Source organism: Pseudomonas deceptionensis (assembly GCF_900106095.1).
Classification (GTDB): Bacteria; Pseudomonadota; Gammaproteobacteria; order Pseudomonadales; family Pseudomonadaceae; genus Aquipseudomonas; species Aquipseudomonas deceptionensis.
The window spans coordinates 4,175,768-4,189,268 of sequence record NZ_FNUD01000002.1 but is presented as its reverse complement, the minus strand read 5'-3'; the positions used below and the strand labels follow the sequence as shown (position 1 = coordinate 4,189,268).

Annotated in this window: 20 protein-coding genes and 1 tRNA gene; 11 read left to right on the top strand and 10 right to left on the bottom strand. The window is 56.1% G+C overall.

All coding sequences use genetic code 11. The features are described 5' to 3' along the window. Positions 1–189 precede the first annotated feature (189 nt). From BLW11_RS19310 to BLW11_RS19290, 5 genes are all read left to right on the top strand, one after another. Positions 190–723, top strand: coding sequence for an ankyrin repeat domain-containing protein (locus BLW11_RS19310; protein ID WP_048360841.1), 534 nt, complete (start codon positions 190–192; stop codon positions 721–723). Positions 724–790: 67 nt separating this feature from the next. Beyond that, a complete protein-coding gene (locus BLW11_RS19305) occupies positions 791–1,321 on the top strand; it encodes a hypothetical protein (protein WP_048360842.1) in 531 nt (176 codons plus the stop codon). 83 nt (positions 1,322–1,404) lie between these two features. Beyond that, on the top strand, positions 1,405–1,596 hold the full coding sequence (locus tag BLW11_RS19300) for a PLDc N-terminal domain-containing protein (RefSeq protein WP_048360843.1): 192 nt from the start codon (positions 1,405–1,407) through the stop codon (positions 1,594–1,596). Between the two features lie 203 nt (positions 1,597–1,799). Beyond that, positions 1,800–2,675 carry a polyamine aminopropyltransferase gene (gene speE / locus BLW11_RS19295; RefSeq protein WP_048360844.1) on the top strand — a complete coding sequence of 292 codons (876 nt, stop codon included), beginning with the start codon at positions 1,800–1,802 and terminating at the stop codon, positions 2,673–2,675. A 150-nt stretch (positions 2,676–2,825) separates the two neighbouring features. Then, positions 2,826–4,904 carry an LTA synthase family protein gene (locus BLW11_RS19290; RefSeq protein WP_048360845.1) on the top strand — a complete coding sequence of 693 codons (2,079 nt, stop codon included), beginning with the start codon at positions 2,826–2,828 and terminating at the stop codon, positions 4,902–4,904. 57 nt (positions 4,905–4,961) lie between these two features. On the opposite strand, the gene BLW11_RS19285 is transcribed toward BLW11_RS19290, so the two are convergent. Then, on the bottom strand, positions 4,962–5,120 hold the full coding sequence (locus BLW11_RS19285; protein WP_088500156.1) for a DUF3309 family protein: 159 nt from the start codon (positions 5,118–5,120) through the stop codon (positions 4,962–4,964). Positions 5,121–5,323: 203 nt separating this feature from the next. On the opposite strand from BLW11_RS19285, the gene BLW11_RS19280 reads away from it, so the two are divergent. Both BLW11_RS19280 and csrA read left to right on the top strand, forming a co-directional pair. Beyond that, positions 5,324–5,656 carry a YnfA family protein gene (locus BLW11_RS19280; protein ID WP_048360847.1) on the top strand — a complete coding sequence of 111 codons (333 nt, stop codon included), beginning with the start codon at positions 5,324–5,326 and terminating at the stop codon, positions 5,654–5,656. Between the two features lie 135 nt (positions 5,657–5,791). Next, the gene (gene csrA, locus BLW11_RS19275) at positions 5,792–5,995 is read left to right on the top strand and encodes a carbon storage regulator CsrA (RefSeq protein WP_048360848.1); all 204 of its coding nucleotides are present in this window, start codon (positions 5,792–5,794) and stop codon (positions 5,993–5,995) included. On the opposite strand, the gene BLW11_RS19270 is transcribed toward csrA, so the two are convergent. The 7 genes from BLW11_RS19270 to BLW11_RS19240 form a co-directional block, all read right to left on the bottom strand. Next, positions 5,992–6,219 (bottom strand): YheU family protein, encoded by a 228-nt coding sequence (locus BLW11_RS19270; protein WP_016781468.1) that lies wholly within the window; start codon positions 6,217–6,219, stop codon positions 5,992–5,994. The genes csrA and BLW11_RS19270 overlap by 4 nt on opposite strands. A 45-nt stretch (positions 6,220–6,264) precedes the next feature. Next, complete coding sequence (locus BLW11_RS19265) at positions 6,265–7,266, bottom strand: glycosyl transferase family protein (RefSeq protein WP_048360849.1); 1,002 nt, start codon at positions 7,264–7,266, stop codon at positions 6,265–6,267. Then, complete coding sequence (locus tag BLW11_RS19260) at positions 7,263–7,598, bottom strand: TusE/DsrC/DsvC family sulfur relay protein (protein ID WP_048360850.1); 336 nt, start codon at positions 7,596–7,598, stop codon at positions 7,263–7,265. The genes BLW11_RS19265 and BLW11_RS19260 overlap by 4 nt, the downstream gene beginning before the upstream one ends. Beyond that, positions 7,595–7,882 carry a sulfurtransferase complex subunit TusB gene (gene tusB / locus BLW11_RS19255; protein ID WP_048360851.1) on the bottom strand — a complete coding sequence of 96 codons (288 nt, stop codon included), beginning with the start codon at positions 7,880–7,882 and terminating at the stop codon, positions 7,595–7,597. The genes BLW11_RS19260 and tusB overlap by 4 nt, the downstream gene beginning before the upstream one ends. Next, positions 7,882–8,244: a sulfurtransferase complex subunit TusC gene (gene tusC / locus BLW11_RS19250; RefSeq protein WP_048360852.1), complete on the bottom strand. Its 363-nt coding sequence runs from the start codon at positions 8,242–8,244 to the stop codon at positions 7,882–7,884. The genes tusB and tusC overlap by 1 nt, the downstream gene beginning before the upstream one ends. Position 8,245: 1 nt before the next feature. Beyond that, entirely contained in the window at positions 8,246–8,638 is a 393-nt protein-coding gene (tusD, locus tag BLW11_RS19245) for a sulfurtransferase complex subunit TusD (RefSeq protein WP_048360853.1), read from the bottom strand. Positions 8,639–8,749: 111 nt separating this feature from the next. Beyond that, positions 8,750–9,421 (bottom strand): Bax inhibitor-1/YccA family protein, encoded by a 672-nt coding sequence (locus tag BLW11_RS19240; RefSeq protein WP_019826549.1) that lies wholly within the window; start codon positions 9,419–9,421, stop codon positions 8,750–8,752. 123 nt (positions 9,422–9,544) lie between these two features. Between BLW11_RS19240 and BLW11_RS19235 the strand changes: the two genes are divergently transcribed. From BLW11_RS19235 to BLW11_RS19220, 4 genes are all read left to right on the top strand, one after another. Next, positions 9,545–9,632 (top strand) — tRNA-Ser (locus BLW11_RS19235). A gap of 246 nt (positions 9,633–9,878) precedes the next feature. Beyond that, positions 9,879–10,274 carry a GFA family protein gene (locus BLW11_RS19230; protein WP_048360854.1) on the top strand — a complete coding sequence of 132 codons (396 nt, stop codon included), beginning with the start codon at positions 9,879–9,881 and terminating at the stop codon, positions 10,272–10,274. Between the two features lie 73 nt (positions 10,275–10,347). Then, complete coding sequence (locus BLW11_RS19225; RefSeq protein ID WP_048360855.1) at positions 10,348–10,848, top strand: DUF2867 domain-containing protein; 501 nt, start codon at positions 10,348–10,350, stop codon at positions 10,846–10,848. Positions 10,849–11,275: 427 nt separating this feature from the next. Further along, on the top strand, positions 11,276–12,364 hold the full coding sequence (locus BLW11_RS19220; RefSeq protein ID WP_048360856.1) for a YkvI family membrane protein: 1,089 nt from the start codon (positions 11,276–11,278) through the stop codon (positions 12,362–12,364). A 74-nt stretch (positions 12,365–12,438) separates the two neighbouring features. Here the strand turns inward: BLW11_RS19220 and BLW11_RS19215 are convergent, their stop codons facing one another. Together BLW11_RS19215 and BLW11_RS19210 are read right to left on the bottom strand one after the other, a co-directional pair. Further along, complete coding sequence (locus tag BLW11_RS19215; RefSeq protein WP_048360857.1) at positions 12,439–13,017, bottom strand: cysteine hydrolase family protein; 579 nt, start codon at positions 13,015–13,017, stop codon at positions 12,439–12,441. 66 nt (positions 13,018–13,083) lie between these two features. Further along, positions 13,084–13,341 carry a hypothetical protein gene (locus BLW11_RS19210; RefSeq protein WP_048360858.1) on the bottom strand — a complete coding sequence of 86 codons (258 nt, stop codon included), beginning with the start codon at positions 13,339–13,341 and terminating at the stop codon, positions 13,084–13,086. Between the last annotated feature and the right edge of the window lie 160 nt (positions 13,342–13,501).

Genomic DNA, 13,501 nt, shown 5'->3' with positions numbered 1-13,501 from the left:
GTTTTTTGATAAAAGTGAGGGTCGTGCATTCTGCATGAATGGCCATCGTGCATCCTGCATTTTGCCCAATCCATGGGTGAGTGTGCCGGCTGATTGATTGTCTCTATGACTATCTTGAGCAAAAAAGGGATGACACATCTGCCGCGTCTCAGGAAACTAGGTTTCTTTGTACCGAACGTGGAGCCTTACATGTCAGACGACAAGCCAGCCAACCAAAACCGGCAGATGAGCCCTGAAGAGGCCGCCGACTTTGCCGAGCAGGTGTTCAACAAGGCGCGAGATGGCGATGCCGCGATGCTGGCAGCTTTGCTGAGCAAAGGTTTGCCGGCCAATTTGCGCAATCAGAAGGGCGATACCTTGCTGATGCTGGCCAGTTATCACGGGCACGTCGAGGCGGTCAAAGTGTTGCTTGAACACAATGCCGACCCCGAGATCCGCAACGACAACGGCCAAAGCCCGATTGCCGGCGCCGCGTTCAAAGGCGACCTGCAGATGGTCAAAACCCTGGTTGAAGGCGGTGCGCAAGTAGAAGGCGCTTCATTTGACGGCCGTACTGCGTTGATGATGGCCGCGATGTTCAACCGCGCCGAAATCGTTGACTACCTGATCAGCAAGGGTGCAGATCCAAAAGCCAAGGATGCCAATGGCATTACCGCCCTGGATGCAGCCAAGACCATGGGCGCCACCGATACCACGGCTCAGCTCGAGAAGTTGTTGGGTTGATTGCCCCTGAGGCGCGCAATTGATATATCCTGCGCGCCCTCAATTTTCCTTGTGACAGGCCTTGCCCATGAAAACCACTCTCGTTGAACTCATCAGCAAAATCAGCTCTGGGTGCATGGGCGACGACGAAATCGCCAGGATCGCGGATGAGGCGGCTCATGCCTACGCAGATCAAAATGCGTTTCTGGCCGCTAACCCGGATATCAACTACGACGACAGTTTCCCAATCCCGTTGGGCGAGTGGGTAGTGGTCGGTAGCTTGCCCGAGACGGTGTTGTTCCAGGCAGACACCTACATGGACCTGTTTGCGCAGATCGTCGCTTCGTTTGGCCCGGATGTGGCGTTCAATATCAAGCCCAAGCAACTGGCCAAAACAGAGGCGCTGACGGCGCTTAACCGGATCCAGATCCAGATGGGCAGCATGAGCCCGACTCAAGGTGGCTATGTGCTGCTGAACCTTAGCCAGCCGCTGGATGATGAAATTCAAGTGGTGCTGGTCTACGGCAATGACGTGCCTCGCGTGCTGGAGCTGTGCGCCGAAGTCGGCATTGCGGCTGCGCCTTCGCTGGAAGCCTTGAAGGTTGCCGTTCACGTTTGACCCCATGCCCGTGTAATAAAAAGCGGAACCCTGGCCGCAGCTGACTATCCTATGTGCACAAGTACTCACTCGGGAGCGTCATCATGGGTTCAACTTTCAATGGCCTGGTCGGTCTGATTATTCTGGCCCTGGATATCTGGGCCATCATCAACGTGATCAAAAGCGGTGCCGGGACCGGGGCGAAAATCCTCTGGGTGTTGCTGATTGTCCTCCTGCCGGTGCTGGGGCTTGTTATCTGGGCCATTGCCGGGCCGCGGGGCAATGTCAGGATTTAGGCCGTTGATCGGCGGGTCGCGATGAAAAATCATGGTTGCCCGCCGAGTTTGTAAGCGTCAAGGTTCGACCTGTCATGTTCCTCGACGTAGAATGCGCGCCTTTCTTGGGCAGTTGAACCTGTGTCGCGATAGCGGTGTGCGGTTTGGCTGTCGATCATGGGCGGGTGACCGTCCGTTGCCACCAGCATTCAAGGGGACTACCCATGACCGAATTGCTTAAAACCGACTATCTCGAAACGCTTTACGAAGGCTATGGCCAGCGCTTCCGCATGGACAAGCTGCTCCATGAAGTGCGTACCGAGCACCAGCATCTGGTGATTTTCGAAAACCCGGTCATGGGCCGTGTAATGGCGCTGGACGGTGTGATTCAGACCACCGAAGCCGATGAATTCATCTACCACGAAATGCTGACCCATGTGCCGATCCTGGCCCACGGTGCCGTCAAGCGCGTGCTGATCATTGGCGGTGGTGATGGTGGCATGCTGCGTGAAGTCACCAAGCACATTGGCATTGAACACATCACCATGGTCGAGATCGACGGCACGGTGGTGGACATGTGCAAAGAGTTCCTGCCCAACCATTCCAAGGGTGCCTACGACGATCCACGCCTGAACCTGGTGATCGACGACGGCATGCGTTTTGTGGCCACCACCGAAGAAAAATTCGACGTGATCATCTCGGATTCCACCGACCCGATCGGGCCGGGCGAAGTGCTGTTCTCCGAGAACTTCTACCAGGCCTGCCATCGCTGCCTGAATGAAGGCGGTGTACTGGTGACTCAGAACGGCACGCCGTTCATGCAGTTGCAAGAAGTGCAGACCACGGCAGGGCGTATGCGCAGCCTGTTCGCCGACTGGCATTTCTATCAGGCGGCGGTGCCGACTTACATCGGCGGCGCGATGACGTTCGCCTGGGGCTCCACCGATGCGAGCTATCGCAAGCTGCCGCTTGAGACCCTGCGTCAGCGTTTCGCCGGTAGCGGTATCGTGACCCGCTACTACAACCCTGAAGTTCATATAGGCGCTTTCGCATTGCCGCAATATGTTTTGCAGGCTGTGAACAAGCCAAGCAACGATTAAGATCCTGCTAGCGCAGAAAGGGCCGTAAGGCCCTTTCTTATGTTTCAAAATGTGCTCTGTACGAAATTTTCACGGTCTATTCAAGACAATTCGCACGCAAAATTTCGGCTGAATACTAATCCAACTTGAACCAATGGGTCCTAAAACGACATGGCAATCCCGGACGCCCCAAAACAACAGCACGCGGCCACGCGTACGTTGCAACCGACTGTCAAATCGCATCTGGCGTTTACGCTGCTCTGTGCCTTGATCATGATGGTGATGTTCACCCTGCTGCGGGTGGCATTGCTGGTTTACAACCGGGAAATGATCCTCGATACCCCGGCATCGACATTCCTTGAAGCATTCGCCAACGGTCTGCGTTTTGACCTGCGAATCGTGGTGTATTTCAGCATCCCTCTGCTGTTGGCACTGCTCAGTGTCAAGGCAATGGCCATGCGTGGCGTGCTGCGCTTCTGGCTGACGGCCGCTTCCAGCCTGGCGCTGTTTTTGGGCCTGATGGAGATGGACTTCTATCGTGAGTTCCATCAACGCCTGAACGGCCTGGTTTTCCAGTACGTGAAGGAAGACCCGAAAACCGTGATGAGCATGCTTTGGTATGGCTTCCCGGTGGTGCGTTACCTGTTGTCCTGGGCCGTTGGCACCGTCATTTTGTACTTTGCATTCCGTGGCGCTGACCGCGTAACCCGTTCGCACGCCAAGGCGGCTACTGCAGGCGCTTCTCGCCCGGTTGCGCCGTGGTATGGCCGTGTTGCCGTGTTCATGGTGCTGTTGCTGGTGTGTGTGGTGGCTGCTCGCGGCACCCTGCGTCAAGGGCCTCCGCTGCGCTGGGGTGATGCCTACACAACCGACTCCAACTTCGCTAACCAGTTGGGCCTTAACGGTTCTCTGTCGCTGATTGCTGCTGCAAAAAGCCGCTTCGGTGACGATCGCACCAACATTTGGAAAGCGACCCTGGAACAGCCGAAGGCTCAGCAGACCGTACGCGATATGCTGCTGACCGAGAACGACAAGCTGGTCGATCCGGACACCGCTGCTGTGCGTCGTGATACCACGCCGCCTGCGGAAAAAACCCTGCCGATCAAGAATGTCGTCGTGATCCTGATGGAAAGCTTCGCCGGTCACTCGGTGGGCGCGCTGGGTCGTCCGGGCAATATCACGCCGTACTTCGACAGCTTGTCGAAAGAAGGCTTGCTGTTTGATCGCTTCTTCTCCAACGGTACCCATACCCACCAGGGCATGTTTGCCACCATGGCCTGCTTCCCGAACCTGCCAGGTTTCGAATACCTGATGCAGACCCCGGAAGGCAGCCACAAGCTGTCCGGCCTGCCGGAACTGCTCAGTGCCCGCAAGTTCGATGACGTGTATGTCTACAACGGCGATTTCGCCTGGGACAACCAGTCAGGTTTCTTCAGCAACCAGGGCATGACCACCTTTGTAGGTCGTAACGACTTCGTTGACCCGGTGTTCTCTGATCCTACCTGGGGCGTGTCCGACCAGGACATGTTCAACCGTGGCCTGGAAGAACTGAAAAAGCGTGAAGGCAAAGAGCCTTTCTATGCGCTGCTGCAAACCCTGTCCAACCACACGCCGTATGCCTTGCCTACGCCGTTGCCGGTTGAGCCAGTGACTGACCGTGGTTCGCTCAACGAACATTTGACCGCCATGCGATATTCAGACTGGGCACTGGGTCAGTTCTTCGAAAAAGCGCGTAAAGAGCCTTACTTCAAGGAAACCCTGTTTGTGGTGGTCGGCGACCACGGCTTCGGCAACGAGCAGCAGATTTCCGAGATGGACCTTGGGCGCTTCAACGTTCCATTGCTGCTGATCGGGCCTGGCATCCAGGAGAAGTTCGGGCAGCGCAATGACACCGTGGGTACTCAGGTCGACATCGTGCCGACCATCATGGGCCGTCTGGGTGGCGAGTTCCGTCAGCAATGCTGGGGTCGTGACCTGCTGACCCTGCCCGAAGGCGACAAGGGCAGCGGTGTGATCAAGCCGTCCGGCAGTGATCAGACCGTGGCGATCATCAGTGGCGACCACTTGTTGGTTCAACCCAAGGATATGCCGGCCAAGGTTTGGCAATACACCCTGGGTGCCAACCCTGAAGCCAAAGTGGTAACCGATTCGCCGGATGAAGCCGAGCTGAAGAAAAAGCTCGAGTCCTTCCTGCAAACCGCTACCAAGAGCCTGCTGGATAACACCGCAGGTGTGGCTGATCCGAAGTAATCAGCCATGTGAATAAAAAAGAGGCCTCAGGGCCTCTTTTTTATTGCGTTGCGGGCGTCAGATCTTGCCGAGCAAAAGCAATATCAACAGCACGACCAGCACGGTCCCGATAATGCCCGAGGGGGCATACCCCCAGCTTTTCGAGTGTGGGAACACAGGCAGCCCACCGACTAACAGCAAAATAAGGATGATCAGAAGTATCGTGGTCATAAGCATTTCCTTTTTGATGTGTTCCGCTAACGAGCAGTTCTTACGGAGCGCCGCTTGAGGATCAGGGATGGGCAGTGCTTATAAAGTCCGACTCTGCTGGGCGATGAAAAATTCAACTTTTGTTCGTGCCGGACTTAAAAGTACTTCGGCCTTGATCGGCGGCAAACCCGCAGGTAGGGTGGCGCGCTGCACATTGGGAGACGCCGCGGATGCTCAACTACGTTTGGTTTTTTTTGGCCGCCCTGTTTGAAATTGCAGGTTGTTACGGGTTCTGGATGTGGCTGCGCCAGGGCAAAAGTGCCTGGTGGGCATTGCCGGCCATTGTCAGCCTGGTGTTGTTTGCCTTGCTCTTGACCAAAGTCGAGGCCGCCTATGCCGGGCGTGCTTATGCTGCTTATGGCGGGATCTACATTGTGACGTCCATCGCTTGGCTGGCGGTCGTGGAACGTATTCGGCCGCTGGGTTCCGACTGGATTGGGGTAGGGCTGTGTGTGGTCGGTGCAACCATCATCTTGCTGGGCCCGCGCTTTTCAAGCCCGTGAAAGGCTTGTTCACCCGTTAGCATGTAGGAGGTGTCTGAGGAAGTGGTAGGTGTGCGCTGAATTCGTTTGTAGGGATTGAAGGGTAGTCTTACGGAGTGCAGTCTTTGTGGCTACCCAGATCTGAGGATGAGAGCCATGCAGATACTCAATCGTGCAGCGGGCGAGTGTATTTCAATCGGATCAGAAGTCACCCTGTGTGTTGTTGCCGTTAACGGTAAAAGCGTGCGCTTGGGGTTCGAGGCCCCCAAGCGCATCATTATTCATCGATCAGAAATCTATGAGCAGATTAAAGACCAGAAGGCTGGGCACCTTGCGGGCGGACCCCACGCAAAGGATTAATCAAAGAACTCTTTTGGCACTGCGTGCTTGGGCATTAGCTGGCATTGCTGGCTTTCCAGGTCGAAAAAAATAACGGCTTGGCCTTTGCTCAGCGCATGACGGACACGCAGCACGCGGGTCTCCTGGGGCGTGTCATCACCGTTGTCAGTGCCATCGCGGCTTACGAAGTCTTCGATCAGGCGGGTGAGGGTGTCGGGTTCAAGCTGGTCGTAGGGAATAAGCATAGGGCGGTCTCGCAAAAAGGCAGAATCGGATGGACAGCAACAGGTTTAAATCGATTTGTCTCGATTTTCCCAATAGCGCTGTGCCAGCTCAAAGGCTTGCTCCCGGGGCGTGCCCAGCCCTCGTAATGCCAGGGCCATGGTTGAAAGCAGGGCCAGTTGCGGGTAGCTGTCTTCGACTTCACCGCGCCAGAGCGCCTTGAGGTGCTCGGGGTCCAGCGACGCGGGTTTGACGTGGCGTTGCGCAGACAAGGCTGGCCATTCCTCGTCCCAACTAACGCCCGCGGTGGTGCCGTAAAGATGACTCAGTGTGTCCGGGTTGATTTCGACTTCGCCGCCATCCCCCTTGACCACGATGCTGGTGTCGCCCAGTAAACCGCTGGCCTCGCGATGCACACTCTGATAGCCCGGATGAAAGATGCTTTGAAGGCCGCAACGCGCCCCCAGAGGGTTGAGAATGCGTGCCAGGGAGTGGATCGGCGAGCGCAGGCCCAGGGTATTGCGCAGGTCGATCATGCGCTGTAGTTGCGGCGCCCAGTCCTGTAGCGGAATAAACGCCAGATTGCCTGTATCCAGCGCCTCGTTGACGCTTTGCCAGTTGCGGCACAGCGGAATGGCAAGTTCATCCAGCAGTTGTTCGCTGTACATCCGGCCTGCCGTATGGGCGCCGCCGCCATGCATCAAGATGCGTACGCCGTTCTGCGCCAGGCACTTGGCGGCCAGCAGATACCAGGGCAAGTGACGTTTTTTGCCCGCATACGTTGGCCAGTCAATGTCGACCTTGATCTCGGGCGCTGTCAGACGTTCCCTTACAGCCTCGGTGAAGCCGGCCAGTTCCTCAGGGCTTTCTTCCTTGTGCCGCAGCAGCATCAGGAAGGCACCCAATTGCGTGTCTTCTGCCTTTTCGTCAAGCAGCATGCCCATCGCCTCGCGGGCTTCTTCGCGGGTCAGATTGCGCGCCCCGCGTTTGCCTTTGCCCAGGATGCGCACAAATTGCGCAAAAGGGTGCTCGGCAGGGGTTTCAAGAGTCAGCGCAGCAGGAGCGTTCATAGGCAATTGGTCGGCTTGGGCAGGCCCGCCAGCTTGGCGGCGAGTTTGGCTGGAGTGCCATTAAACAGGCGGTTGAGGTGCAAACTGTTGCCTTTTTCAGGCCCCAGTTTCAGTGCGGTGTACTTAATCAGGGGGCGAGTGGCAGGCGAGAGCTGGAACTCCTGATAAAAACTGCGCAGCAGCTCAAGGATTTCCCAGTGTTCGGGGCTTAATTCAATGCCAGCTTGAGCGGCAAGGGCTTGGGCAACGTCGGCAGACCAGTCGTTAAGGTCGAGGAGGTAGCCGTCCTTGTCCAGTTCGATATTTTTACCGTTGAGAGTAAGCACATTCATAGCCAGCTGTTGACCTTGTCATACTGAATCGACAGCTCGACGAAAGCCGGGTAATCCACACATGTTGCCCATGCCGGGCATTCAAGGTTGCGTGCCAGCAAGTCCTCTTCAAGGATAAAGACGGTTTTATCTTCCAGCGACTTCAGAGCGCTACTTTGAGGCTGCAGGGCGTATACCGCATCGCCGCATAGCAGCAGCGCATCTTCATCGCTCAGCAAGCGCAGGCAGCTACCCAGGCGGGTGTCTGAAAAGGGCGAGTGGCTCAGAACGTGTAGGGTTGTCATCAGAGTGTGATCACTTGGTCATAACGGTCAAAAAGTGCCCGGATTTCTTCTGCGGACAACGGCTGCACGTCAGGCACCGCCAGGCTGGCTGGCGAAATGCCGCGCTCGGTCAGACTATGGTTGCAGGCATACAGGTCATCAACGCCGAACAGGGACAAGGCCTGCAGATTGGCCGTAAGGTTTTTCTGTTCAATGACGGCGGCGTTTTGTTCCGGCAACAGCTGAAAAGTACCGTCATCCATAAACAGCAGGCCGATAGGCAAATCAAAGGCACCGCCTGCCAGCACGATATCCAGTGCTTCTTTGGCACCGGGGCCGGACCACGGCGCCTGGCGGCTGATAATCAAAAGTGACTTGGGCATATCAAGGCCCTCCGAAGCAGATCAGTCGATCAGCCGATTGAATGGCGTCGTGTAACTGCCCCAGCCCGGACAATTCCCAGGGTGCTTTCACATTGACGCCGGGGCGTTGATAGCGTGCGGCCTCATCTTCATTCAATACGCCACGGCGCAAGGCGGCGGCAATGCAGACCACGCCATCGAGCTGGTGGAGGCTGACAAAGTTCGCCCATTGCTGAGCGATGTCTTGCTCGTCCTGCGGCGTTACGATATTGCTCGAGGCGCTGTGAACGCCGTCCTGATAGAAGAACAACCGAACAATTTCATGGCCGCCCGCCAACGCCGCCTCGGCAAAGCGCAGGGCTCGGCGGGAGGAGGGTGCATGGGCTGCTGAATAAAGGGCAATGGCAAATTTCATGGTGGGGCTCTGTCAGCAAATCTGCGGCAATGATAAAGCTAGATGCCCAAAGATGCTTGCAGCAGACAACAAAAAGCCCGCCGAAGCGGGCTTTTGTGTAGCAGGTGTTTATCAGTCGTCGCGGCTCATGATGCCGAAAATTTGCAGCAGGCTGATGAACAGGTTGTAGATCGACACATAAAGGCTGATGGTGGCCATGATGTAGTTGCGCTCACCGCCATGGATGATGGCGCTGGTCTGGAACAGGATGCAGACCGAAGAGAACAGTACGAAGCCTGCGCTGATCGCCAGTTGCAGGCCGCTGACCTGGAAGAAGAAGCTCGCCAGCGTCGCGCCCAGCAGCACAAAGAAGCCGGCAGTGATGAAGCCGCCCAGGAAGCTCATGTCCTTGCGGGTAATCAGCACATAGGCAGACAGGCCGCCAAACACCAGAGCCGTCATTGCAAATGCCGAACTGACGACTTCAGCGCCGCCCTGCATGCCCAGGAAGCGGTTAAGGATTGGGCCCAGCAGGAAACCCATGAAACCTGTCAGGGCAAAAGCGGACACCAGGCCCCATGCCGAATCACGCAGCTTGTTCGTCAAGAAGAACAGGCCGTAGAAACCGATGAGGACGACAAAAATATTAGGGTAGCCGACCCGCATCTGCTGCGAGACGTAAGCCATCACACCGCTGAAAGCCAGGGTAAGAGCCAGCAAACCGTATGTGTTGCGCAGGACGCGACTAACCTCTAGCTGCTCGGCCTGCACGCTGTTATTAACTGCGTAATCCTGTTCGCGCATGGCGATACTCCTGTGGTTTGAAATGTTAAGTAGCAAAGATCATAGCAGAGGCTCTGAAACAAGCGATCAAGAGAGTTTGACAACGTGTTTCATTCAGGTATTATGGCGCCCGAAACAACGTTAGGAGGTGTGGCCGAGTGGTTTAAGGCAACGGTCTTGAAAACCGTCGACTGTAACAGGTCCATGAGTTCGAATCCCATCGCCTCCGCCATATTGCTGCACCGCAGAGCCCGCCTTTTGGCGGGCTTTGTCGTTTCTGGGGTTTGGGAAAGCCCCGCATCACGTCACATCAATCCCATCATTTACCAAGGCTCGCTCTCTCACTTCACTCTTTTGTAATGGGTTCAAGCTGACGCCTGCGCATTGCTCTGCTGACCTGCGTTCGGCACTACGAACAGCAGGATTTATGCTAAACCTCCCATCCTGCCCGAAAGAACTCAGAACAAAGGATCATGTGATGAAAGGAAGCTGCGCGTGCGGTGCCATCGGATATGAAATTGACCGTATCGACATGCCCGTGAGCCACTGTCATTGTCACTCGTGTCGAAAAACGCATGCTGCAGCATTCGTCACCACTGCTGGTGTATTGCGTGAGCATTTCCGTTGGACGAGGGGCCAGGACAAGCTGAGCAACTACGAGTCTTCCCCCGGGAAGCTGCGTCGCTTTTGCTCTCTATGCGGTTGCCACCTGTTGGCAGAACGAATCGGCGCTTCGGCGGTGATTGTTCGGATGGCGACCCTGGACGAGGATCCCGGCGTGCGACCGCAGTACCATATTTGGGGTGAGCACGACGTTGCATGGCTGCAAGATGATCAGCTTTCAGTCTATGCGCAATGGCAGCCGGGGCGCTGAGCTCAGTAGCGCTTGGTCAGTCGCCAGAAGACAAGAAACAGGACTTTCACGTCTATCAGGGAGATAGCATTTGATGGCCACACCACCTCTTCACACTCTGCGTAATCTGTCCGAACTTGATTACCATGACAGCAGATCGCTCCCGCTCCCTGTTGAAATCACTGCGCTTGAAGCCTGGAATCTCATGACGGGCGAGCAGGGATGGTTCATGCGCATGGCTTTCCGAACACGGGATGTGATTTCTTCGTTTTTTGGTGTGAAGCGCATCGGCGGGTTTTCCGGGGTCAAGCGAGGGGCTGTGCAAGCAGGTGACCATCTTGATTTCTTTCTGGTGGAGCACAGTGCTCCAGAACTGTTGGTCTTGACCGAGCGTGACCGGCATCTGGATGTCATGGTTTGTCTTTCAATCACAAATCGTGTGCTCACGATCACGTCGTCTGTCGTAACGCATAACGCTTTTGGCCGTCTCTATATGTTGCCGGTTGGTCCAGCTCATAAATTGATCGTCAATGGCCATTTCAGGCGGCTCAAGCGCAAGCTTGATGAGGCCGCGTCAAAGCCCGCGAACCAATAGGCGCATCCCCCCGAAGGTGGGAACCCCCCACGGCGTTTCGAGTGGCGGGACATCTCGATTTTGACCTCGGCTGTGAGCATGAGGCTTTCGCTGTTGTGAGCGCCTCACGCTAAGTACTTGATTTATAAAAGCCTACTTGTATCAAAATGTGTCGCGGCTTTTTGCGGTCAATATTGTCATGTTCGAGATAAACCCTGTGCCCTATCGATTTTGACAGCGTGTTTTCACCAGATATGGCTGTGTATATGGTGAAAATGGCTGGCCAACACTTCCTATACTGCGCTCGGCGTCGCATACCTGCCCAAAACAACCAGCCAGAGCGGTTTGTTGTGCTGCCACGGATATTGTCGCTCCATGGAATCGAGAGGACTTCTGCTCGCTCTCGTTTCCCGTGCACCTAATAAGTCTAAGAACGAGAAATAGTGTAATGAATAAACAATCCATCCAGATTGCGCTTGCTTACATGTCCGTAGTGATTGGCGGCGGCTTTGCCTCCGGGCAGGAGGTGCTGCAGTTTTTCACCGGCTATGGGCTTATAGGCATCGTTGGCACTCTGGTGAGTGGTCTGATGTTTGCTTTCCTCGGTATGCAAATCGCTCGAATGAGCTCGAAGATGCAGGCCACTTCGCACAAGGAAGTTCTTTATATCCTGTTCGGTGCCCGGGTCGGCCTGGTCGTCGACGTGGTGCTGTCCTTCTTCCTGTATGGCGTCGGGGTAGTGATGCTGGCCGGTAGCGGTTCGATCTTTGCCCAGCAGTACGATCTGCCTCCGTTGTTCGGCGGTGTACTGATGACCGTGCTGGTGATCGCCACACTGTGCATGAACGTCAAGCGCATCATCGACCTGATCAGTGCGGTCATGCCTTTCCTGCTGGCCATGGTTCTGATCATTACTACGTATTCAATCTTCAGCTACAACGCCCCGATCGCGACCCTCGACGCGGTTGCCCGCGAAAATAACGAGACGGTCACTGGCAACTGGTTTGTCGGCGCCTTGTTGTATGCATCGTTCAATATCGCCGTAGGCTTCCCGATGCTGGCGGTAATTGGTGGCATGACCAAGCAACCCAAAGCCGCAGCCCTCGGCGGCGTGCTGGGCGGTCTGGGCCTTGGCCTGCTGATCCTGCTGTTGAACATCGGTCTGTTCGCCAACATCAACCAGCTGCAGGGCATCGAAATGCCGTCCCTGGCACTGGCAGGGCGCATTTCGCCGATTCTCTCGGTGGTGATGTCGGTGGCGCTGGTGTGCATGGTCTACAGCACGGCGGTGGGGATGTTCTTTGCTTTCAGCGCCCGTTTTGCCAAGCCTGAAACGAGCCGTTTCAAGCTGACCAGTGCAGTGACCGTATGCGTTGGCCTGGGCTTGAGCCTGGGTGGTTTCAGCAAGCTGGTCGGCACCGTCTACCCACTGCTGGGCTACGTCGGTTTTGCGCTGATCCTCGCCATTTGCTTTAACTGGGTACGCGGACGCTCCATTACCAAGGCGCAAAAAGCTGCGCTGGAAGCTGTGTCCTGACCCTGGCTGTAACTGAGCGTTAAATGTTGAGCCCCGCCTTTGTGCGGGGCTTTCTATTGGTGTTCCGGTTTGGCTCAGAGGTGGGTGGCTTGGCCCAGCCGCGCAAGCACCTGGCTTGCGTCCATGACCTTGGCATAGTCCATCGCCATGTTGGCAAGCGACAGTGCATGCACATCTTCGGCAGGCCAAAGTCGACCCGTAAGGTCTGTTTGATCGAATGTGTAGCAGGCATCCTCCACCACAGTCGCGTCAAAACCCAGGCAACCTGCTGAGCGCACGCTGGACTCCACCGAGTTGTTGGTGATGACGCCGCAGAAAATCAACTGCTGAATGTTGCGCGTGCGCAGCCACCGTTCCAGGCCGGTGTTGGCGAATGCATCAGGTACGTTTTTTTCAACGACGTGCTCAAGCTCAAGCGGCGTCAGTGCGACTTGAAACTCGCAGCCTGCCTGGCCGGGCCAGAACACTGAACCCGGGGCCCTGGAAATATGCCGGATATGGATCACGGGCCGCTGCGTGTGTCGCCATGCATCTAGCAAGCGCCGCACGTTCAGCTCGGCATCCGGGTTGTTTCTGCGGCCCAACACGGGGCTGGACATCCCTTTTTGCATATCAATGATGATGAGTGCCGCATCGGCTTTGACAGGTTGCATGGCCGGCCCTTTGGCTAGAAGTGGGGAAGGCATGCTAAGCGCAACGGGGTGGCAGGCACCAGCGCCCTACAGGTCGTTTTCGTGCGTCAGGGTTTGAGGCTCGCCATGGGTAATCATCCATTTCAGAAGCGAACTGACCGGCACCCGATGAGTGCGTTCGACCCATTGCACGCCTTCGTGGCTGTAATGCTCGATATAACGGCGCAGAACCAGTTCTTCGCAATCGGTCGACAGGTGCAGGCTGGTTTCTCGACAGTGCAGGGCTGCGTTGGCACGTCTTACCAGTCGTTGCTCCAGGATCAGTGACGGGGTATCAGAAGGCATGGGCAGCAGACATTCTTGGCAGGAAAGGAGCCTGATGCTCGCATTCGCGGCTTGCCCGGATATGTCTGCTTTCTTACCGAGCTGACACTATGTTGCCATGTTGAAATATATGACGCGGGGCGCTGAATAGTTTTAGATGTGAGGCCCTACAGACCTTAAG

What these genes read in the sequence shown, in the direction of transcription:
- BLW11_RS19310 (WP_048360841.1), top strand. Translation starts at nt 190, where the DNA reads ATGTCAGACGACAAGCCAGCCAACCAAAACCGGCAGATGAGCCCTGAA.
- BLW11_RS19305 (WP_048360842.1), top strand. Translation starts at nt 791, where the DNA reads ATGAAAACCACTCTCGTTGAACTCATCAGCAAAATCAGCTCTGGGTGC.
- BLW11_RS19300 (WP_048360843.1), top strand. Translation starts at nt 1,405, where the DNA reads ATGGGTTCAACTTTCAATGGCCTGGTCGGTCTGATTATTCTGGCCCTG.
- speE (WP_048360844.1), top strand. Translation starts at nt 1,800, where the DNA reads ATGACCGAATTGCTTAAAACCGACTATCTCGAAACGCTTTACGAAGGC.
- BLW11_RS19290 (WP_048360845.1), top strand. Translation starts at nt 2,826, where the DNA reads ATGGCAATCCCGGACGCCCCAAAACAACAGCACGCGGCCACGCGTACG.
- BLW11_RS19285 (WP_088500156.1), bottom strand. Translation starts at nt 5,120, where the DNA reads ATGCTTATGACCACGATACTTCTGATCATCCTTATTTTGCTGTTAGTC.
- BLW11_RS19280 (WP_048360847.1), top strand. Translation starts at nt 5,324, where the DNA reads ATGCTCAACTACGTTTGGTTTTTTTTGGCCGCCCTGTTTGAAATTGCA.
- csrA (WP_048360848.1), top strand. Translation starts at nt 5,792, where the DNA reads ATGCAGATACTCAATCGTGCAGCGGGCGAGTGTATTTCAATCGGATCA.
- BLW11_RS19270 (WP_016781468.1), bottom strand. Translation starts at nt 6,219, where the DNA reads ATGCTTATTCCCTACGACCAGCTTGAACCCGACACCCTCACCCGCCTG.
- BLW11_RS19265 (WP_048360849.1), bottom strand. Translation starts at nt 7,266, where the DNA reads ATGAACGCTCCTGCTGCGCTGACTCTTGAAACCCCTGCCGAGCACCCT.
- BLW11_RS19260 (WP_048360850.1), bottom strand. Translation starts at nt 7,598, where the DNA reads ATGAATGTGCTTACTCTCAACGGTAAAAATATCGAACTGGACAAGGAC.
- tusB (WP_048360851.1), bottom strand. Translation starts at nt 7,882, where the DNA reads ATGACAACCCTACACGTTCTGAGCCACTCGCCCTTTTCAGACACCCGC.
- tusC (WP_048360852.1), bottom strand. Translation starts at nt 8,244, where the DNA reads ATGCCCAAGTCACTTTTGATTATCAGCCGCCAGGCGCCGTGGTCCGGC.
- tusD (WP_048360853.1), bottom strand. Translation starts at nt 8,638, where the DNA reads ATGAAATTTGCCATTGCCCTTTATTCAGCAGCCCATGCACCCTCCTCC.
- BLW11_RS19240 (WP_019826549.1), bottom strand. Translation starts at nt 9,421, where the DNA reads ATGCGCGAACAGGATTACGCAGTTAATAACAGCGTGCAGGCCGAGCAG.
- BLW11_RS19230 (WP_048360854.1), top strand. Translation starts at nt 9,879, where the DNA reads ATGAAAGGAAGCTGCGCGTGCGGTGCCATCGGATATGAAATTGACCGT.
- BLW11_RS19225 (WP_048360855.1), top strand. Translation starts at nt 10,348, where the DNA reads ATGGCCACACCACCTCTTCACACTCTGCGTAATCTGTCCGAACTTGAT.
- BLW11_RS19220 (WP_048360856.1), top strand. Translation starts at nt 11,276, where the DNA reads ATGAATAAACAATCCATCCAGATTGCGCTTGCTTACATGTCCGTAGTG.
- BLW11_RS19215 (WP_048360857.1), bottom strand. Translation starts at nt 13,017, where the DNA reads ATGCAACCTGTCAAAGCCGATGCGGCACTCATCATCATTGATATGCAA.
- BLW11_RS19210 (WP_048360858.1), bottom strand. Translation starts at nt 13,341, where the DNA reads ATGCCTTCTGATACCCCGTCACTGATCCTGGAGCAACGACTGGTAAGA.